Origin of the sequence: Acinetobacter sp. SwsAc6 (genome assembly GCF_013391565.1) — a bacterium.
Lineage (GTDB): Bacteria > Pseudomonadota > Gammaproteobacteria > Pseudomonadales > Moraxellaceae > Acinetobacter > Acinetobacter cumulans.
In genome coordinates this window covers 1-20547 of the sequence record NZ_JACAXE010000021.1, presented here as the reverse complement: position 1 = coordinate 20547, position 20547 = coordinate 1, and the positions used below count along the sequence as shown (strand labels likewise).

The 20547-nt window shown below is 38.1% G+C and carries 17 protein-coding genes, 1 tRNA gene and 3 pseudogenes; 11 read left to right on the top strand and 10 right to left on the bottom strand.

Going from position 1 to position 20547, the window contains the following annotated elements; genetic code table 11:
- Positions 1 to 98 precede the first annotated feature (98 nt).
- Positions 99 to 798: pseudogene (locus tag HYG93_RS19690) on the top strand (AzlC family ABC transporter permease).
- A gap of 2 nt (positions 799 to 800) precedes the next feature.
- Positions 801 to 1112, top strand: a complete 312-nt coding sequence (locus HYG93_RS13265; protein ID WP_106985884.1) for an AzlD domain-containing protein — start codon at positions 801 to 803, stop codon at positions 1110 to 1112.
- Between the two features lie 99 nt (positions 1113 to 1211).
- Here the strand turns inward: HYG93_RS13265 and HYG93_RS13260 are convergent, their stop codons facing one another.
- From HYG93_RS13260 to HYG93_RS13225, 8 genes and pseudogenes are all read right to left on the bottom strand, one after another.
- Positions 1212 to 1667: a DUF962 domain-containing protein gene (locus HYG93_RS13260; RefSeq protein WP_106985883.1), complete on the bottom strand. Its 456-nt coding sequence runs from the start codon at positions 1665 to 1667 to the stop codon at positions 1212 to 1214.
- A 199-nt stretch (positions 1668 to 1866) separates the two neighbouring features.
- Complete coding sequence (locus tag HYG93_RS13255) at positions 1867 to 2481, bottom strand: septal ring lytic transglycosylase RlpA family protein (protein WP_106985882.1); 615 nt, start codon at positions 2479 to 2481, stop codon at positions 1867 to 1869.
- A 286-nt stretch (positions 2482 to 2767) separates the two neighbouring features.
- Positions 2768 to 3766: a lytic murein transglycosylase B gene (gene mltB, locus HYG93_RS13250; RefSeq protein WP_106985881.1), complete on the bottom strand. Its 999-nt coding sequence runs from the start codon at positions 3764 to 3766 to the stop codon at positions 2768 to 2770.
- A 21-nt stretch (positions 3767 to 3787) separates the two neighbouring features.
- Positions 3788 to 4936 (bottom strand): annotated as a pseudogene (gene rodA, locus HYG93_RS13245) (rod shape-determining protein RodA).
- Positions 4937 to 5063: 127 nt separating this feature from the next.
- A complete protein-coding gene (locus tag HYG93_RS13240) occupies positions 5064 to 5717 on the bottom strand; it encodes a hypothetical protein (protein ID WP_178962549.1) in 654 nt (217 codons plus the stop codon).
- 26 nt (positions 5718 to 5743) lie between these two features.
- Positions 5744 to 6556, bottom strand: coding sequence for an NADPH-dependent 7-cyano-7-deazaguanine reductase QueF (gene queF, locus HYG93_RS13235; protein WP_106985879.1), 813 nt, complete (start codon positions 6554 to 6556; stop codon positions 5744 to 5746).
- Complete coding sequence (locus HYG93_RS13230; RefSeq protein WP_178962548.1) at positions 6556 to 7329, bottom strand: ABC transporter permease; 774 nt, start codon at positions 7327 to 7329, stop codon at positions 6556 to 6558. The genes queF and HYG93_RS13230 overlap by 1 nt, the downstream gene beginning before the upstream one ends.
- Entirely contained in the window at positions 7326 to 8261 is a 936-nt protein-coding gene (locus tag HYG93_RS13225) for an ABC transporter ATP-binding protein (protein WP_106985877.1), read from the bottom strand. The genes HYG93_RS13230 and HYG93_RS13225 overlap by 4 nt, the downstream gene beginning before the upstream one ends.
- Positions 8262 to 8439: 178 nt before the next feature.
- On the opposite strand from HYG93_RS13225, the gene HYG93_RS13220 reads away from it, so the two are divergent.
- The 4 genes and pseudogenes from HYG93_RS13220 (at position 8440) to HYG93_RS13205 (ending at position 12502) form a co-directional block, all read left to right on the top strand.
- A tRNA-Arg gene (locus HYG93_RS13220) sits at positions 8440 to 8515 on the top strand.
- A gap of 164 nt (positions 8516 to 8679) precedes the next feature.
- Entirely contained in the window at positions 8680 to 9909 is a 1230-nt protein-coding gene (locus HYG93_RS13215; RefSeq protein WP_117007536.1) for an integrase arm-type DNA-binding domain-containing protein, read from the top strand.
- 241 nt (positions 9910 to 10150) lie between these two features.
- Positions 10151 to 11125 (top strand): annotated as a pseudogene (locus HYG93_RS13210) (tyrosine-type recombinase/integrase); the annotation flags it as partial.
- A 247-nt stretch (positions 11126 to 11372) separates the two neighbouring features.
- A protein-coding gene (locus tag HYG93_RS13205) for an IS3 family transposase (RefSeq protein WP_117007537.1) occupies positions 11373 to 12502 on the top strand; the annotation gives its coding sequence in 2 pieces (ribosomal slippage) (positions 11373 to 11625 and positions 11625 to 12502; 1131 coding nt in all).
- 175 nt (positions 12503 to 12677) lie between these two features.
- On the opposite strand, the gene HYG93_RS13200 is transcribed toward HYG93_RS13205, so the two are convergent.
- Positions 12678 to 13379, bottom strand: coding sequence for a hypothetical protein (locus HYG93_RS13200; RefSeq protein WP_178962547.1), 702 nt, complete (start codon positions 13377 to 13379; stop codon positions 12678 to 12680).
- 139 nt (positions 13380 to 13518) lie between these two features.
- Here HYG93_RS13200 and HYG93_RS13195 point away from each other — a divergent pair, with 139 nt between their 5' ends.
- The 4 genes from HYG93_RS13195 to HYG93_RS13180 all read left to right on the top strand — a co-directional run bounded on the left by HYG93_RS13195 (position 13519) and on the right by HYG93_RS13180 (position 17888).
- Positions 13519 to 15207, top strand: coding sequence for a hypothetical protein (locus tag HYG93_RS13195; RefSeq protein WP_178962546.1), 1689 nt, complete (start codon positions 13519 to 13521; stop codon positions 15205 to 15207).
- Between the two features lie 274 nt (positions 15208 to 15481).
- Positions 15482 to 16477: an inovirus-type Gp2 protein gene (locus HYG93_RS13190; RefSeq protein ID WP_256733476.1), complete on the top strand. Its 996-nt coding sequence runs from the start codon at positions 15482 to 15484 to the stop codon at positions 16475 to 16477.
- Between the two features lie 59 nt (positions 16478 to 16536).
- The gene (locus HYG93_RS13185; protein WP_178962545.1) at positions 16537 to 17496 is read left to right on the top strand and encodes a hypothetical protein; all 960 of its coding nucleotides are present in this window, start codon (positions 16537 to 16539) and stop codon (positions 17494 to 17496) included.
- Positions 17497 to 17645: 149 nt separating this feature from the next.
- The gene (locus HYG93_RS13180) at positions 17646 to 17888 is read left to right on the top strand and encodes an AlpA family transcriptional regulator (RefSeq protein WP_178962544.1); all 243 of its coding nucleotides are present in this window, start codon (positions 17646 to 17648) and stop codon (positions 17886 to 17888) included.
- A 14-nt stretch (positions 17889 to 17902) separates the two neighbouring features.
- Here the strand turns inward: HYG93_RS13180 and HYG93_RS13175 are convergent, their stop codons facing one another.
- Positions 17903 to 18127 (bottom strand): hypothetical protein, encoded by a 225-nt coding sequence (locus HYG93_RS13175; RefSeq protein WP_178962543.1) that lies wholly within the window; start codon positions 18125 to 18127, stop codon positions 17903 to 17905.
- 740 nt (positions 18128 to 18867) lie between these two features.
- On the opposite strand from HYG93_RS13175, the gene HYG93_RS13170 reads away from it, so the two are divergent.
- The gene (locus HYG93_RS13170; RefSeq protein ID WP_178962542.1) at positions 18868 to 20019 is read left to right on the top strand and encodes a hypothetical protein; all 1152 of its coding nucleotides are present in this window, start codon (positions 18868 to 18870) and stop codon (positions 20017 to 20019) included.
- The last annotated feature ends 528 nt before the right edge of the window (positions 20020 to 20547 follow it).

Sequence of the window (20547 nt, the reverse complement as noted above, 5' to 3'; positions counted from 1 at the left end):
CCACTATTTGAATAAATACATGAGCAATTTTGTACAAGTATCACACGTGCTGAAGTTGCATATTGGCAAGGTCAAAATGTTGAATTGAGTCGTTGGCGATGAATAGGTCAGATTGTAAGGATAATAAACACCCATCTTTAGGTTTTTTGCATGGCATGAAAGATATATTGCCATTATCAATTGCTGTTATTCCTTGGGCTGTGCTGGCAGGTTCTGTTGCTGTGCATGCTGGATTAACATTTATGCAAGCCTTAGGAATGTCAGCATGGTATTTGCTGGCGCTGCGCAACTGGTCAGTTTAAGTATGCTGACTGCAGGCGCATCAATTTTTAGTATTGTGTTAACTATTTTTTTCTCACCAGTCAGCATTTTGTATATGCATTACAACTTCAAAAAGACATCGGTCATAGGCCACTTATTCAACGCATCACGATTGGCTTTTTACTGACAGATGAGCTATACGCGACAGCAATGTTAAAACATCACCGTCCATATTGGTATTTACTTGGGGCTGGCTTGAGCTTTTATGTCTGTTGGGTGGGTTTTAGCCTTGTAGGAATACGTTTGGTTACTCGGATTCCCAATTTAAATAGCTTTCATTTGGAATTTTCTATTGTGGCCATTTTTATTGTGATGGCGATTCTTCTCATTAAAAATAAAATTGCGATCGTTGGGATATGTGTTTCTGCTGTTATGGCCATTGTTTTAACGTGGATGCAATTGGATGTGGCGATTTTACTTGCTGGGTTGAGCGGTATGTGTGTTTCAGCATGTCTCGATACATTGCAGGAGGCTTAAACATGAGTTGGGTATTATTAATCAGTCTTGTAATGGTGACATTTTTTAATCGTTATCTTTTTTTGGAGCCGAAAACAGGTGTTGTTGTGCCTAAATTTATGATGTGTATGCTGAAATATGCTGCCCCCTGTTTAATGATTTCAATTGCAACACCTATCGTGTTTTTTGATCATGCTACATGGAAAGGCATGGGGCATAATGAATATATTTATGGTGCTATTTTTTGCATTTTAATAACAGCAATCACCCAAAAAATGCTCCTCAGTATTGTGGCAAGTTTATTGTTTTTTTATGGATTGCTGTATTTATTTTAACTTTGCTTAAACCCTTCGAATTGCATATTGAAATAGACTAAAAAAGCTGAAAAATACATTTTAAAAAGTAATTTTCAGCATAATAAAAAAATATATGTGCTAAATGCTCTTCATTTGCGTTTTATGGCGTGTTTTCCATTTTGCGCTAACTTTACCAAGGTATGTATCTAGGCACCAAATAGGGCCAATCAGGAGAAATTGAAGATCTTTAAAGAAAGAAGGTTTTTTCCCTTCAACTTTATGTCCATAAAATTGGCCAATCCATGCCAAAACAAACAGCGAAATATATAAACCAAAGCCCTTCGGTAAGAGAAAAATAAGCCATGCCATGACCAAGGTGAGGGCAGCCATTGCAATGGCTAATACGACATCTAAACGCGCATAAAAAATGAGGGCTAAAATAAACACTAATGCCGCCAACAACACACTAAAATTAGCCAAGATGCCGATGATGGAAAAGTAGATGGTTGGCACGCAGACCCAATGCATTAATTTATTAGTGGGATCTTGGTGGCTTTCGCTATATTCATCAAACCATTCCTGAATAGTTTTCATTGCGATGTCCTTCGCGTAGTTTAATCGGGTATAGCTAAAAATATAATTCAGTTTGATGTGTTGGTCAAAACGAAGCTAAAAAATGTTGGATCAAGATAGGGCGGAGCTGATATACGTGAAGCCCATTTATAAACACAAGATATAAAAAAAACCGCATAAGCGGTTTTTTTGTTAAATGTATGCAAATTCATAGGGAGCCTTATGAAGATGGACCATCTACACGTTCAATATTGACTCTTGCTGTACCACTGTTGGTAATGCCGAGTTGTTTTGCAGCACCATAAGACAAGTCTAAGATTCGGTTGCCGTGGAATGGACCGCGATCTGTTACTTTTACAACAATACTTTTGCCATTGTTTTTATTCGTTACACGAATAAAGCAGTTGAGTGGCAAGCTACGATGTGCTGCTGTCAATGCATTCATATCGAATGTATCACCACTGGCAGTTTTACGACCGTGGAATTGACGACCATACCATGACGCTGTACCTGTTTGGCTAAAGCGACGTACGGTGTTTGATGCAACATCGTTCAGTTTTTCAATCACTGAAGGCTCGTCTTCAGGAATCTCAATTTTAGCAGCGATTGTTTCGCGACGAATTTTATCGCCAGAACGCTCAGTGATTGAAAGGCTGCTTAGGTTTTTAAAATTTGAATTAAAGCTCTGTGCTTCTTTGTTGAGGGCACGAGCGGCTAGACGTGAATGATCATTATCATTATTGAATGATGATGATTGAACCATCTCAGCTTGCGATTGACTCAGGGCAACTGTGGTAGCGACCGCTAAGATATATTTAATAATCGACGACTGCATTGTTTATCTCCCAAGGACATTTAGCATGAATCATTCAAGTGATTGATATTCATACCAACATGTCTGATATTTCACTTTTGCAACTACATTTAACGAAATGGATAATATTCATCCTCCGATTCCGCTGTCTAGTGTTTAATTAAAATAATTTAAAATTGTACGAAAAAATAACATTTGTTGTATAAAAAATAATCAATATTGTAACAATATATGTAAAAAGTGCGAAATGTGATCAAATTGTCTAAAAAAAATGTTGACATTTTTTGTCAGTTTTAAATTACAAGCCTTATTGGCTTGTAATTTCGTTACCTAGGAGCCATAAAGCAGTGGCATACATACGACTTTTGTTATAGGTGGTAATGACTTGAAAATTGGGGTAGGTAATGTAATAAATTGGCCCATAACTGTCTTGCAATTGAATGACATTCACAAGATCTAAGTCATCTATTTTTACGATAGGATTCAATGGGCTAATGCCTTGAGCCTTTAACACACCGTAGGGTACGGGCTGTGTTAAATCTTTAGAAATAACGCTATCTGGATTATTGCCAGCATAACGGGCTGCAAATGCAATCGGTTGGTCACGTTGCCAGCCATGTTGTGCTAAATAATTTGCAATCGAGCCGATGGCATCTACAGCGGAATTTCTAAGGTCAACATGACCATTGCCGTCGTAGTCGACACCGAGTTTGGCTACATTGCTCGGCATAAACTGTGGGTAACCCACTGCGCCAGCGTATGAGCCAACTACCGAGTTGGTTGGAATCCCATCGCGGTATGACCAAGCGATTAAAGCTGCTAGCTCATCTTGGAAATAAGTAGCACGACGTTCATAGCCAAAACCTAGGGTTGCGAGCGCATCACGGGTCACGAATGAACCCTTATTTGAGCCAAAGCCTGTTTCTACACCTAAAATGCCTAAAATAACCGATTGCGGTACACCAAATTGCTGTTCAGCACGATTGAGTGTGTCGGAATATTGTTGTTTAAAGCGGACACCACGCTGAATCGTGCTGTTGGCTAAAAAGTTGGTTTTATAGTCATACCATGGTTTGCTTTCACCAGGTCTGTTCATAATACTAATAATGTTGGGTATATTTTTCGCACCATTCATCGCCCAATCAACCTGTTCGGCTGTTAAACCATAGGTTTGCATGGTTTTTTGTTTAAAGCTGGGGTAAGCAGGGTTGGATTGAAAGTCGTTGGCTTGGCAAAAGCTGGTCAGCGATAACGCGCCAGTAATTAATAAAATGCTTTTCAGTTTGTTATAAAAGTGTGTATGCATAAAAACTCAATTCCACGAATATTATTTGTGGGTGTAAATCGACATGACGATGCCAAAAGATGCCATCAAAGTAATGATTGCAGTTCCGCCATAACTCATAAACGGCAGAGGAATACCCGTTACAGGTAATATACCGCTAACCATTCCTGCATTTACAAAAATGTATACAAAAAAGGACAAACCTAAGCCACCTGCGAGCAATTTTCCATAATGATGAAAGGATTGCATGCTAATTTGCAGTGTTCGTAAAATAATGGACAAATAAAGTGAAAATAAAATAATGATGCCCATCAGTCCAAATTCTTCAGAAAAAGCAGCAATAATAAAACCTGTATGCCCTTCAGGTAAAAAATGAAGGTGAGACTGCGTGCCATTTAAGTAACCTTTTCCAAAGAATCCACCAGATCCAATGGCTATTTGGGATTGAATAATGTTCCAGCCTGCACCTAGAGCATCTGCTTCAGGATTAAATAACGTCAGGACTCTAGTTTTTTGGTAGTCATGTAGTAAAAATTCCCAAAGCATAGGGACAATAATAGAAATGAGCGCCGTTGCACTACCAATTAATTTCCACGACAAGCCACTTAAAAATAAAATAAAAATCCCGCTTGCTAAGACCAATGCGGAGGTTCCGAGGTCAGGTTGTTTCGCAATCAGTAAAAATGGAACGAAAGTCAGCAATAATGTTTTAAAAATTTTACTCATAGCAGGTGGGATGGATGCTCTGGATAAAATCTATGCGGCAGCCATTGGTATAGCAATTTTCATAAACTCACTGGGTTGCACACTGCCGAATCCAGGGATACCAATCCAACGCTTAGCGCCAAGGCGGACTTCACCAAATGCAAATACTGCAAATAGGCACAACAAACCAAAAACATAAAAAAATGGTGATAATGCTTGGTAAATTTTAGGTGGGATTTGTGCTAGAAAAAACATGACGGCAAATCCAATGCCGAAACTCATGGCTTGTTTTAAAACCATAGACGTATTTTGACCTGAAGCACTATATAAGGTCATTAAGCCGAGACAAGCAGTCAGCAGTATAAAAAGGCATAGCCACGGATCTAGATGAATACGTGTGAAAAATCGATGCTCATTTTTGATGCTGAGCCCATCGCGTGGAGAATGGCGTAAAAATTTTAGCTGAATATCTGATTGTAAAGGCATAATCGTTATCATCCGCCCACATGAAGTTGGGCGCGATGCTATCACGTGATCTGTTCTTCATCCGTGATAGTATGGTTATTCATACAAAAAAACCTAGCTAGGCTAGGTTTTTTGTGAAAGACAATATTTAGTTCGTATTGAACATATCGTCATGTGCTTCAGCAAGTGCTATAAGTTCATCTTTGGTCAAATTTGGGAAGATTTTATCAATTGCAATATGGATGGCTTTAATCACAGCAGATGAGCCGATATCCGCTGCTTTGCGTTTGATCATGCCCAAATCTAAAGTTTTATTAAAATCATTCATAAAATGACGTACGGCTGCTTCTGCAAATTGTTTATACAATTCTGCAAGTGCAGCTTTATTTACATCTGCGCCACTTTTGATTTCAGCAAAGCTATTTTTAAGGTTGGTTACCAAGCTTGTATCCAGGCTAAAGCCGACACGATGTGCACCAGCTGCATCTTTAAATAAGCTCCGTTCAGAAAATTCAATCGATTGTTTAACTACATCATTCGAAGCTTTGCTTAAAAGTTGTTTCAGTAATACTGCAACTGTGGACTTTACGTAACCCGCTAATTTCTCGGCGGTATCACGTTTGTCGCTGGCTGGGAATAGATGTACTGGAGCTAATATTGTCGCTCCAATAATTTCTTCGTTAATCAGCAGAGCAGTTTTATCACGTAGTGGATAAAGTGTTTCGCTTGAATTTTTCTTTGCATGACCTTCTTGAATACTGCTGAGAAGTTCCTCTGAAGGAATAAAACCAAAAAATGGCATCTTATTAAACCTCAATGTTCTTTATTTTATTGACGCGCCAATCGAATTGGGCGAGGCATCCATGTTGGGTCCGATACACGGCAAGGATTAATGTCTAAACCACCGCGACGTGTATAAGTGGCATAAACCATCAGTTGTTCTGGTTTCAGGTTCTGCCATATATCAGCATACATTTGTTCTACACATTGCTCGTGAAAACCATTGTGCTGACGGTAAGAGATAATATAGGCCAAGATACTTTTGTAACAAGGCTTTTTACCCTTATAACGTATAAATACAGTGCCCCAGTCCGGTTGTCCAGTGACTGGACAGTTACTTCTTAATAAATGTGAATAAAGTTGGACTTCAACGTGCTCATCACTTGCATCAAATTGTAATAAAGAGGCATCAGGATGTTCTTCTAAGCGCTCCGGTTGAAGCGTATCAATACAAATACCTTCAGGTTGTGCAATGGCTAAATCATTAGCAGCAAATAGATCAATCGTCACAGGTGCTTGAGCGGCTTGTGATAAATCTTTCTCTACGGTTGCAATAAAGGCATCTTTAGAGTCGAACTTGGTAAAGTTCATACTATTAAAGTAGAGCTTTAATGATTTAGATTCGATGAGATTGGTTGATGATGCAGGTAAAGTGAGTCGGCCAATTGCAACTTGTGGAATGCCCATTGCATTGAGCCATGAAATTTCAAAAACATGCCACCAGTCTTTACCTTGTTGAATGCCTTCAACATGTGCATAAGTCTCACGTGCAGGTGCACGAGCGATCGGGAATAGAATATCGGGCTGATATTCAGTTGGGTAATTGGTGTCTTTACCTAAAAGTGATTGTTCTACAGTCATTATTCACGCATTCCTGAACCGCGGGAGAGGAGTTGATAAGCTACGGTATACAACACAGCACAGCAGGCTGTAATAACAGTCAATGAAATAGCAACATTGACATCGCTATGGCCCAAAATACCATAACGAAAAGCGTTGACCATGTATACCACAGGGTTAATTAAAGAAAGATTTTGCCAAAAAGGGCTTAATGCTGAAATTGCATAAAATACGCCACCTAAATAAGTCAGTGGTGTGAGTACAAAAGTTGGGATAATGGATATGTCATCAAATGATTTTGCGTAGACAGCATTGATAAACCCGCCCAATGAGAAAAGTAGGGAAGTGACTAATACTGTATATATAGTTACAAACCAATTGGTAATATATAAGTCGGTAAAAAATAGGCTCATTGCAGTAACAATAATACCGACCAATACACCACGGCAAACACCACCAATCACATAGCCACATAAAATCATATGCAACGGTACTGGGCTCGTAATCAGCTCTTCAATGCTTTTTTGAAATTTAGCACTGAAAAAACTGGATGATACATTGGCGTAGCTGTTCGTAATCACTGCCATCATAATTAGGCCAGGCACAATAAATTGCATATAGGTAAAGCCACCCATCGTACCGATACGTGAACCGACTAAATTGCCGAAAATCACAAAATACAGACTCATGGTAATTGCAGGTGGAAGTAGTGTTTGTGGCCAAATCCGCATGAAACGGCGGATTTCTTTATAAACGAGGGTATAAAGTGCGACTTGGAGCTGGGAGAAATTCATTGTGCTGCGCCCTCAAGATTTTTTTCAACCATTTTTACAAAGAGTTCTTCTAAGCGGTTTGATTTATTGCGCATACTACGAACTTGAATATTCTGTGCTTGCATCAGCTGGAATAAATCATTCAAATTGTGAGATTTATCCATGGTCACTTCAAGTGTCATAGGGTCGACCAAATTAAAACGCACACCAATAATATCGATCAGAAGTGGCTGAATAGGCTCAGCTAAATCAAAAATAAAGGTTTCTTCATTTAACTGGCTTAAGAAGCCTTTCATGCTGGTATCTTCTTTAATCACACCGCGGTCAATAATTGCAATGCGACGGCACAGTACTTCAGCTTCTTCTAAATAATGTGTGGTGAGAATGATGGAAGTGCCTTTTTCATTTATTTCTGTCAGGAAGTCCCACATTGAACGGCGCAATTCAATATCGACACCTGCTGTTGGTTCATCAAGAATTAACAGTTTTGGTTCATGCATCATGGCGCGGGCAATCATTAGGCGGCGTTTCATACCGCCAGAAAGCATACGTGCTTGAGTGCTACGTTTTTCCCAGAGACCAAGCTTTTCTAAATATTCTTCTGCACGTTTTTCTGCAATTTTTTTAGGAATGCCATAATAACCAGCTTGAGTGACTAAAATGTCGAAGGTTTTTTCAAACTGCCCAAAGTTAAATTCTTGAGGAACGACACCTAGCTGTTGTTTTGCATGTGAAGGATGGGTATCCAAGTTATGGCCAAAAATCTCAACTGTTCCAGAAGTTTTTTTGGTCAAAGAACTGATGATGCTAATCGTGGTTGATTTGCCTGCACCGTTTGGGCCAAGTAGGGCATAAAACTCACCTTCGGGCACCGTCAAATTAATGCCTTTTAAAGCTTGAAACCCATTTTTATAGGTTTTTGACAGTTCCCTGAGTGTCAGTGCATCAGTCATGTGGTTCTCACTTGGTGAATAATGTGGTTATTGTGAGCGATCTAGGCAAATAAACCAAGTAAATGGGATGGAATTCTGAGTTGCAAATATAGAACTTTGTACAAAGCGTAGACACTAATATGCAAGACTTATATATAGTTGCTTTACCTGAGAGAATTTTTTGATATGATGTGCACGCGCGCTCATAGCTCAACTGGATAGAGTACAGGTCTCCGAAGCCTGTGGCGTGGGTTCGAGTCCCGCTGAGCGCACCATTTCACTGTTTTACCTCATCCGAAGAAATACGAAAATCATTAAAAATAAATAGCTTACGTACTTCTATTGTCCGATAATGTCCGAAGGCGTTTTAGGATACCGTAAAGTTTTACGGTATTTTTTACGGTATATCCCGTTTCTTGCAAAAATATACCGTAAAAAGATGCCTAAACTCGTTGTTAGTCTTACTGACTCAAAAATTAAATCAGCAATATCAATGCAAAAGAAATCATCTGAAAAAAATATTAAGCTTTCAGATGGTGGCGGCCTTTATCTGTTATTAGATACAAAAGGTGGGGCATATTGGCGCTTTGATTATGTTCGCCCAATTACAAAGAAAAGAGCTACTATCGCAATTGGTGTTTATCCAAGCTGTACATTAGCATCAGCACGTGCAAAACGAGGCGAGTTCAGAGAACAGCTTGTTCAGAATATTGATCCTGCCATGCAGAAAAAACGAGAAGCTGAAATAACGCATAAAAAAAATACTTTTAAGCTAATCGCAAATGAATATCGTAAAACAGAAGAGTTGGAGCCTAGCACTCAGCGAAGGAATCAATTTGTTTGGGATAAGTTGTATGCTGCAATTGGAGATTATCCGATAGACAGTATTACACCATCGCAAATTTTAGAAGTGTGTCGTATATACGAAAGGCAAGGTAAGACAGATTCAGCAAAGCGTATGAGAAGCAAAGCATCCCAAGTCTTTCGTTATGCGATTGCTTTAGGCTTATGCCAATTTAATGTGGCAGACCAAATCAGTGGGATTTTAAAAGTTGGTAAAACCAAGCATAGATCTGCGGTCACAGATGAGCAGTTGTTAGGACAGTTATTAAGGAATATTTATAATAGTGTTGGTCGGGGTGATATCGCGATAGATTATGCTGTAAAAATTTTACCCCATGTTTTTGTACGTCCAGGAGAGTTGAGGGGCGCGAAGTGGGCAGACATTGATTTTGAAAATCGAGTTTGGAAATACACTCCTCCTAAGACGAAGAATCAGACAGCATTACAGCATATTGTTCCTCTGTCAGATCAAGTAATAACCTTATTTAAAGAATTACACCAGATGACAGGTTATACCGAGTATTGCTTTGTATCGATGCGAGATCAGTCTAAAACGATTAGTGAGTCAACTATTAACAAGCGGTTAAAGCAATATGGTTTTGAAAATGGTGAAACGACAGGTCATGGCTTTAGGGCTACAGCCAGAACTTTATTGGATGAGGTATTAAAGTTTCCTATCGAAAGGATTGAACAGCAACTTGCTCATCAGGTTCGTGATATGCATGGCAGAGCATACAACCGTACAAAGTATTTAGAAGAGCGTACAGTGATGATGCAAGCATGGTCTGATTATTTGGATCAATTAATGTATAAAAATGTAGAGTAGTTAATTTAATACATATTAGCGAATTTTAGTTTCAGTTAAGTTGCCGCCACCTCCACCAAAATTCTTTCCGAAGTAGTCCATCGGAATATAAAAAAAGCCTTTAAACTCAATGTTTAAGGGCTTTTTTATTGGCTGTATTGTCCGATACTGTCCTAAGCGATTTGACCCTATTTTTGCTTTGTGTGGGTAAAAATTGGCAAAATTTACCCAGAAATTAACACAACAAATTCTGGTTAAAGATATGTCACTCACAGATGCAGAATGTAGAAAAGCCCAACCGAAAGACAAGCAATATCGTCTATCAGATTCACATGGTTTATCGCTGATTATTGCGACTAAAGGTCAGAAGTATTGGAATGTCCGCTATACTGTTCATGGGTAGCGTCAATCTGAGTCACTAGGACCATACCCAGAACTTAGTTTGAAAAAAGCTAGAGAAATGGCTTATGAACTTAAGTATAAACATTCAAAATCAGTACTTCATGAGGACATAAAGCCTTTTTTTAAAGAAGTAGCTGAAGATTGGTTTGAGAACCAGAAAGAAACGTGGTCCCCGAAGCACATTAGCAATGTCAGAGCATCTCTAGATGAATTGTATCTTTCATTAGAAAATAAGCGTATTAATCAGATTCAAGCACCTGAAATTTTACAGATCATAAAAAAGATTGAGGCAAGAGGCTCACTTGAAGTAGCCAAACGTACCTTATCTCGCTGTGGCATGGTCATGAAGTACGCTATTGCACACGGCTATCGCTACGATAATCCTGCAGGTGATTTGGTCTATGCACTAAAAAATAAGCGTGTGAAAAATTTAGCATCATTACCTGCTTCAGATATGCCTGAATTTCTTAGACGTATTAAAGCCTATCCTGCCGATGCTCAAACGCATCATGCGATTATTCTGATCATGCTTACAGGCGTTCGGGTAAGTGAGTTACTGCAAGCACGTTGGGATGAATTTGATGTAGATGATCGTAAGTGGGATATCCCTGCTGAGCGTATGAAGAACGGTTTACCCCATCGTGTGCCTTTAACAGACATGATGATCGATGAGCTTCAGGCATTACGTTTAACACATAACCAGAACTTATTATTCCCACACAGATTAAATAACAAAGAGCCTATGCGTAGTGAATCGATTTTGGCTGTGATCAAGCGGTCTGGCTATGCGGGTCGAATGACAACTCATGGCTTTAGATCACTATTCAGTACGGTGGGGTAATCCCCCCTAAAAATAATAGGATCTAAAAGTAGAATTTTCTCTTAAGATACGAGCAGGAGATTCTGCATGAAAACATCTAAATTTACTGATAGTCAGATCATGTCCATCTTGAAACAGGCAGAATCTGGCACACCTGTAGCGACCCTTTGCCGTGTGATGTGGTTCTAGGATTTTAGACCACGCCTATAAGTGATAATCTACTCCCCAATAAGCATGGGAAATGCTTGTTTTGGAGTCAACCATGACACGAAGAAAACGTCGTAATCATTCAGCAGAGTTTAAAGTTAAAGTTGCTCTCGCAGCAATTAAAGGCGACTACACACTCGCTGAACTTTCTACTCAATTCGATTTACATCAAAACCAAATCATTGATTGCAAAAATCAACTGCTTGAACAATCAGTCAATATTTTTTCACGACCAACAGCACAACAAGAACCTGAGATTGACCTCAAAGCTCTACATGCCAAGATAGGACATCAGGCATTGCAAATTGATTTTTTAGAAGGTGCGCTCAGAAAAATAGGGCAGCTGAGCGGCAAAAAATGATCGATAAGACCCATCAACTTTCGGTACGACAACAATCGCAATTGATCCAAATCAATCGCAGTACGTTGTATTACAAGCCCAAAGAGATTTCATCAACTGATTGGAGTTTGATGCGTCTGATCGATGAAATTCATCTCGACCACCCATTTATGGGCAGTCGAATGATACGAGATATGCTACAGCGTCAAGGACATCAAATAGGTCGGCGTAAAGTCCGACGTTTAATGCGCTTGATGGGAATACATGCCTTGTATCCAAAACCCAATACCAGTAAGCCTAATCTTGCACACCGTATTTTCCCATATCTGTTGAAAAACATGGTCATCGATCACTCTAATCAAGTCTGGTGTACAGATATAACGTACATTCCTATGGCTAAAGGCTTTGTCTATCTATGTGCAATTATAGATTGGCATAGTCGTAAAGTACTGGCTCATCGAGTATCGATCAGTATGGAAACAGACTTTTGCATAGATGCGTTGCAAGAAGCAATTGTGAAATATGGTTGTCCTGAGGTGTTCAATACAGACCAAGGCAGTCAATTCACAAGCGAGGCATTTTTGAATGAGTTAAAATTGCGAAATATCCGTATCAGTATGGATGGGAAAGGACGATGGATGGATAATGTGATGATTGAGCGTTTATGGCGCAGCGTGAAGCATGAGGAAGTTTATTTGAAGGCTTACGATACGGTTAAACAAGCGAAACAATCAATTGCTGAATATTTGGATTTTTATAACAAGATACGTCCTCATTCAAGTTTGAATAAGGCAACACCGAATGAATTTTATGATCAACATTTACTAAAAGTAATGGCAGCATAATTTAAATATTTAGAGCGGATTTATCACTTATAAAACTGAATTGAGTGGTCTAATTAACGGAACCACGTTACTAAGTTTTAGTTTTGTTTGCAATTGTTTAGATTAAAAATGGGGCATTAAGCTAAGCGTAATTTAGTGCCCATTAAAATAAGAATGTAAATAACAAGAATACTTTTCAATCTAAGTGTGTTCGTAAATTATTTCTGATTTCAAATTTATACTTTCTAGCAGTCTCATCATCAATTATAGGGTGGTGGAAATCAATTTTGTGTTCTTGCAAGGTCTCTTTAAAGAAATCATTTAAAGCATATGCTCTGGCTAGGAGGTCATCTAATTCATTAATGCGAACTTGTAAATCTAGTTTATCGTTTTCGGCTTGTGCACATAAGTTTTTACAATTTGCCAATTCATTTTTTAAGTTTTGAACACGGATAGTTGATTGGTCTATTTTTTTAAAGTGTTCAAATTGTAGTTCTTGGCTTTGATTTTTTCGGACTAGATATTCAATAACAATCTCCTCACGATCAAAGTGATTTTCTTCTTTAAATTTAGATAAAAAATTCGCAGTTTTAGGGTCTAGGTAATATTGCTTTTTAACTTTGTTTTTGTCTTTGTCATTTTTCTTGAAAGTGCGGAATTTTGCTTTTAGCTTTTCACAACAGCTCTGAGTGACTTGGATTGATAAGCCATTACTCAATATTCCAATGTCAACATTGCCTGACTGAAAATGAGGATAGATATTGAAATTTGGTGAGTAACCTTGGTGGGTTCTTATGACAAGACCTCTCGGATTTTCCGATTCCTTTTTCAGAAATTCAGCTTTAAGTAGGCCGTCTTCTAAACACCAATCTTTTAAGTAAATTTGAGGGCGTCCCATTTTTAGCTCCAATTGTTATATCTGATAAAGCGATTTTAAATCATTAAATTGATGGTTAAATCGATATCAAATTATTTATGTTAATAAACATTATATATTAAATTAAAATAATGGTTATTAATCAATAATAGTTGTTTTTATGAAAAATCCCCAAAAATTGCTAAATAGACAAGGGGAATTAAAGGCAATATCTATACTTATGCTAAGGCATATGGAAATTACTTTATCGCCGATTGATCGAATTATTTTTCTAAGATTATTGATCTGTTATGGAGGTCGTAGAATTTCAATATCGGACCTAAAAGCTTTGGCTAAAGAAGTGAAGGTGAATTGGTTAACATTAAAAAAATCATTAGATGTATTGGTTGAAAAAGGATTATGCGAGCAGCTAGAAGAAAAAGTTATAAAGTTGAATAAGGTACTACTACCAAGACAAGTTGGTTATCGATGGAGGTGGAAACCATCTGATCAGTTGATTATTGCTTTAGATAAAGCAAAAGAGGATGATCAACTTGCAGGAAAGTTAAAAGAGAATAAATCGACTAAACAAAGTATAAAAAAAATGAGGTTTAAAAAAACGGCTTCTGAACTTGTCGCTAGTTATCCACGATATGATTTTTTGGAAATTTTATTTGGCTTAATGTTTGATGTCAAAATTAGCCATAAGCAAAAAAATGCTGACGAGTTGATGGAACTCAATTATAAGCAGTGGCTTGTTTTAGTGAACATGGTGCTGTCTAGTGACGCTAATGGAATCGTTTTTGATGTTGGAACGTATGAATTATCTAAATGGACTGGAATGAGCCGTAATGCATTGCAACGAGCAATTGCTGACTTATTTGATATGGGAATTCTTCGCTCCAAACTAGATGGAACATTGAATAATAATTTACTTAATTCAGTTGCTCCTGTGTATTGCTTAAATCTTTCAGCTGCCATTTGGGGCGAAAAGCGAATATTTGGACATTATTACTTTTTGAGATTCCCCGATGAATATACATCTATCGTAGAACAAGCATTTAATTTTATTCCATATCTGGCTGCACTGGATCAAGCAAAAAAAGAATCATCTTCTTGCAATAGTATTGTGAATGAACTTGCCAAAGTATTCGATGAAGTTGTTGATCAAACTATTCAAAGTAAACTGGGTAATGCGATTCGAGAGGAATTTAATTTTGTGAGTAAATCTGAAGAGAATTTTGGTCAGTATATACAACTTGTGATACCCCGCTTTCGTATGGGGAAATCATTATTGAATACGGATCAAGCGAATGTTGCTCGAATTGATTTTTTACTCAACTATTCTATTCAGTTAATGATTTCCAATTTAGGCCAGGCAGAAACATGGCTAAGCTCGCCAATGCCAATGTCTTTGATAGGGCTGTTTGATCAGTATTTAACTAAAATTAAATTACCTGAAGTCAATACAAATGTTGAATCTAACAAAGGAAATAGCCAGAATATCCAAATCTCTTTGAAAAGGCAGCTAGTTGAGGAATCAAGAGCAAAAATCTTATTTGCCATTTGCCAAGCACTATTCCGTAGTGAAATGAAGCCTTTCATTAAAGAGGTACGCAAGTTGGAGAATTCAAAAGTTTACTTTGATCATGCAGTATTGCCATTACAAAATTCAGACCTCTGTGACCGAGTTTATTTTTGTCGTTATGATGCTGAAGAGAGAAAGCAGAAAAAGGAACAAGATGCCTTTCATATGCTTGAGTTTGAGCAAATATCAGTTGATCCTGTAGAGTATGCGCTTAACTGCAAAGAGTTGAATTTAAGCTTAGAGGATCAGAAGCGGTATGGGCTGTTCAATCCTAAAAAATAACAATAAAAGCTAATTTCTGCCTTAACTCTCGTAAATGGATATTTGAGTAAAAATACATGAATGCAGTGAGAGCGAAAAGTACACTACCTTATATACAGGTTAGTTTTGTTACCTTTGGTCTGCAGACTAAGTCGGTAAATAATATTATTAATTAACTCATTACATCTATTCACTTATACAGATCATAGATATCTGCATTGTAGATCACGTATACATAATAAATAACACTTCCTCCTTAGTTATGCATCAAACATAACTAAGGAATAATGTAGACATGTTGCAATACGATCTCTCCCATCAAGCTGCTGTAATGACTGCAGTGAATAACTTTGTTGATTACCAACTGAATGATGGCTTTAACCAGACAGACTTTATTGCTCACCTTTGTGTATTGATCCCTGCATTTAAAGTTTTTGACCAAGAGGATATTGAATACTGTACTTTGGTTGGTGCGTTTAAAGACGTGGTGCAATTAGTTGAAGCTCATCGAGGTGATTTAGGGATTGAAGAATACCTGACACAGTTACCATCTATAGAGATATCCAACTTACAGATTCAGTTACGAAGTCATAGGTCACAGCACTTGGCTGAGGTTCGGTTGTTTAAACAGCAAGAGGAAGAGAATCAAGACCGCTTTTTAGAATATGTGCAGAGGATTCTTAACGATCATTATAAGGTTTTGGTTGTGCGTGTTGATTTGGGATATTTAAAAGCGTCTATGTCAAATATTACGGTGCTGGATTTCTATAGCCATATGGAGTCAATGCGTCATCTATTGAAAGACAAAAATGGCTGTTTTAAGCATTTATTGGGTTATGGGTTAGCATTGGAGCAGGGAAGTTCAAAAGGTTACCATGCGCATCTGATGCTACTCTACAACGGTTCTGAGCGTTGTCAGGACTGGTACTTAGCGAATGAAGTGATTCAAAAGTGGCAGGAGATAACTCAGAATATGGGTTACGGACTCAATAACAATACCCCTGAAAAGAAAAAACAATACGCTGATCGAGGTTTATTGGGGATAGGCATGATTCATCGCAATCAGCCTTTAGAAATGCAGAATGCTTTGAATGTAGCCCGTTATCTGACTCAGCCTGAAAAGTTCATGCAGCGGATGTTGATTAAGCCATTGGGTAAAAGAACTTTCTTTAAAGGCATTTACCACGAGCATGGGCGTAAGTATAAAAACAATCATCCAATATCAGCAGAAGCAGGAATTTGGTCTGAACAAGATGTAGATGACTTATTGGATGAGCCAATCGTCATTTAACTGTAAAAAAATATGGAGTGGACAGTTCTATGAAAAAATTTCACTTTATAGGACTCTCCATGGACATTACACACATTGAACACCAGACCGCGCCGCGTTTAGAGCAAGATATACATGGCTTCTTTGCCCAAGTACGATTTGGTTCACCAATACCACCCATGACTCATGATGAACATATCCAGAAAATCATTGAGCAAACGGCTCAAGTTTTGCTGGTGTATTTTCGAGAGTGGAATGAGCTGATGTTTCATCATCGAGATTCAGATTGCAGCTTCTGGGTGACACAATTCAGAAACGCCTATTTTACTGTGTTGCAACAAATCGACTCACGTCAGCATTATTTTAATCCAACTGCCAAACATACTGCAAAATGGCTGGCGGAGCATGTATTAAATAAACTGAAACAATTGTTTGCAACAACGGGTTTCCATGAGGCTTTAAATCAATGTAATGAGCAATACGAGAAGAGAGTTGATCATTTACGTGAACTTTATTCAGAAGTCAGCAAATTGAGTGTAGATGCGCCTGATTTAAAGTTCTATCTGAGTTATCCCGTGGGTACTGAACTGTTGCAATCAGTGGATCAAGTGATTCAATCATTTCGGGCATTTGAAAAGAAGCTAACATCCTTACCTTGGTTCCGTGCACAAGTGATATTTAGCTATTATCACTTAATTCGCGACACTACTCGAAACTGTTACGTGATTAGATTCTACCTGACCTTTCAAAAAGTCTTTTATTCCAATGATATTGACTATTCAGTTGATCTATTAAGACTGTGGCAGGATACCACTCATGGCATGGGGATTTTATTGCAAATTCCAGATGAAGAAACAAAGCACTCAAATGGCAATCCATTTGGATTTGACCCAGATGGGCTTTTTAACTTTCCTGAGCCTAATAACCCATTGGATGATCTTGGTGACTTGCCAAATACGGCATCGAGTGTAGGTGAGCAGATGAATAAGATTTGCATCGCAACACGTGGATTTAAAATCTTTAATGGCAAGAAATGGTGATTCTAATCCCATTAAAGTAAATCGAAATGACTGACCTTTGTATCCAATTCAATGGATACGGTGGGCTTTCGAGGCGTACCTATTTTTTTACGGTGATGGACATGATATGTGCAGAACGCACGCCTTCATACCACATCGGAGTCCATCAGATGAATGCGCTAAATTCACAAACATTTCAGATCAATCAAATCCTAAATATCAAGCAATTGGTTGAAATCACAGGATTGAGTCGTGCCACCATTTATTCACTGCTCGATCCTAAATCCAAGTATTACGATGCCAGCTTTCCTCAACAGATTAATTTAACCAGTAATCGAGTGGGGTGGGTTGCGCATGAGGTCAATGCATGGATTACTCAAAAGATCAGTGAACGTAGCATGATCACAAATTGAAATAAAATTCAAAGCTATGCATGAGATTTTTGCCCCATCAGTTGTAATGCCAGTGCATGAGCAAAATCAGGAGAAATTGATTCTGCAATGAAGAATGACTGAGGTGGGGTAAAGTCTAAGACTTGTTTGTAATAAAGGGTATCTTCGCCCGTTTGTTTATCAAAGAACGTAAACTTATCCTGCGAATGTGAATATTCGAGTCCATACAGTGGACCTCCAATACACTTCAATCGCTGCATGCACAGATTCCTTTAATAACGTTAAGCACCATTATAATTGAGTGTGCTGTTTAATTCAGGATGAACTTATAACTTCAGTTGAAGTTTAGATGGTGTTGATTATTCAATAGTCATTCTGAATCAGAAGTATAGTGAAAACACTCAATTGATTGTTCAAGAAAAAATACAACGTTGACACTTTAAATCCTGCCAATTATCCTTAACCTGCTGACCCACATGGTCAGTTGGTTTTGACAGACCATTTACACACAAGCACATCAAAAGAGTCATTTTTTGGTGGCGAACTCGTTCGTTCCTCCTCCGTTGCGGTAGGGCGAGGGAGGGACGCCTTGTGCGTGCTGATTCTTGTGTGTCAGTCTGTCAACCCTCTCTCGTTCTGCCACCATTATTTGACAGTAATTTGGTAGAACTCTTTAATACACACAAGGAGTCCGCCATGCGTACTACACTCTTAAATACTCATTCTCTTTTTTACCCCAGTACTCTCTATGGCGTTGTCGTCGCCAGATAAATCGTTATTTTAAAAATTTAGCAATTGGGGAACGCTCAATGAAGGCGCTTGTTCCTTTATTGGTCTGCACATCTGAATCATTTTATCGCTGATTTGTAGAGCTACTTATTCTACGGAACAGTCACGTCAGAAGAAAAAGCAGAACTCCAAGAAGAACATCAAAATACCATGAGCCCAGCTTGGTCATTGCTGAGAGGTGCTTACGGACAATGAAAGAGAAAGATGCACGATGACAACTAAATTAAAGTGTCTGTCTTTATGTATTTTATTGGTGGGACTGGGTGCCTGTTCTAGTAAAGATCAGCCTGAAAGTGATCCCGCTGTAGAATCTCAAACCACAGAAAGCAGTGAAGCTTTGCAGAATATCACTGAAACACCAACCGTAATTGTGCCGAAAGCACAAATTAGTCCTGATCAAAGTTGGGACAAAATAGACAGTGATGTGCGGCGAAGTAATTTGATTTACTTTTATCCTGAAAAGATGAATGTACTCAATTACAAAGAACCGAGCAAGCTTGCGAATGATTTATACTTCCCCGAAAATCATGAATTTATCAAGAAGCAATTACATTTAGATAAGCTTCAGCTTCTTGTTATTGGAATGCAAGGGCATAACTTGGACAACGATATGTTAGTTGATTTAAGTAATGATGAATATTTCAAATATGCTAACAATCTCGCCATAAACTATATACGCGCTTTACAAGTTCCGAAGGTTGAACCCAAGCAGGAATTTGAAAAAACACAGGATTATGAGGAACGAGTTAAACAAGCTCAGCAAAATTCCCTAAATAATGTAATCGACTATGATACTGAATTATTGGAAAGAGCTTTGAATTATATTGCTCCTGATATTACTTCGATCGGAAGCGAAGGCGCTTACCAATATGATGCTGATAAAGAGTTAATGACAATTAACTTTGAACAGAAAAGTCGATATTTTTCTTCTGTGGTTAAATCAGAACTAATCATCAAGGTTGCGCCTGATTTAGCTAAGACCCTCGCAGACAACTTTGGCCAACTTAAAGTCGGCTATGTATTTACACCCAAAAATAATACCTTGAATTTGGATGGGATATTTTTTTATTTAATACGCTACGGTAATCCTGATCGGAAGAACAATACTTCTAGATTGTATCTCTCACCAATCATAAAGCCGAATACATTTAAGCAAAAAAGTGCGGTTAATGTGTTTTGGAAAAACAATGATGCTGTTGAGGAAGTTGACACCGTACCTTTTAAAGATGTGCTGACATCACCGATATGGAAATTTAAGTTTGGTCTAGAAAATTATTTGTCTCCAGAATCGCTATTACAAAAATACGTCAAGCCAGAAATTCCTAAAGAACCTAATGAGCTTCAGTATTTGGAGGACGGGTGAAAACGATCAAATCTGCTGTTGAGTACTTTTCAAAAATAAAGAAATTTCAAATACATATTACCCAGATGTAAGGGCTTTCTCTTCTCGATATCAATTGAGGGAAATCATCCATATCTCTACATCTGAATACAATATTTAGGAGCAATCCAAAATGCACAACTTAATCAAAACTTTGGGTCTAACCACATTACTCTCGTTATCCGCATTGGCTTTTCAAGGATGCAGTTCAGGGCTGGAACCTGAAACTTTTTCGGTCGAATTGAATGAACAAGGGACATACTCATGGAGTACCCCCAGTAATTACCATTCGTTCGAATGTAGCAGAACCGATAGAAGTGACCAATGTCACGGTGAATAATGGGCAATGTACCTATATTGGACATGACAAGCAATTTAACTTTCTGAACCGTACCGGGTTTGTCGGAGACTCAGTATTCTGAGAGAATGTTCCGATGACCAAATTAAAATATACCCCTGAAATCAGAGAAAGAGCGGTTCAATTATTGATTGAATCTGAAAAAGACTATC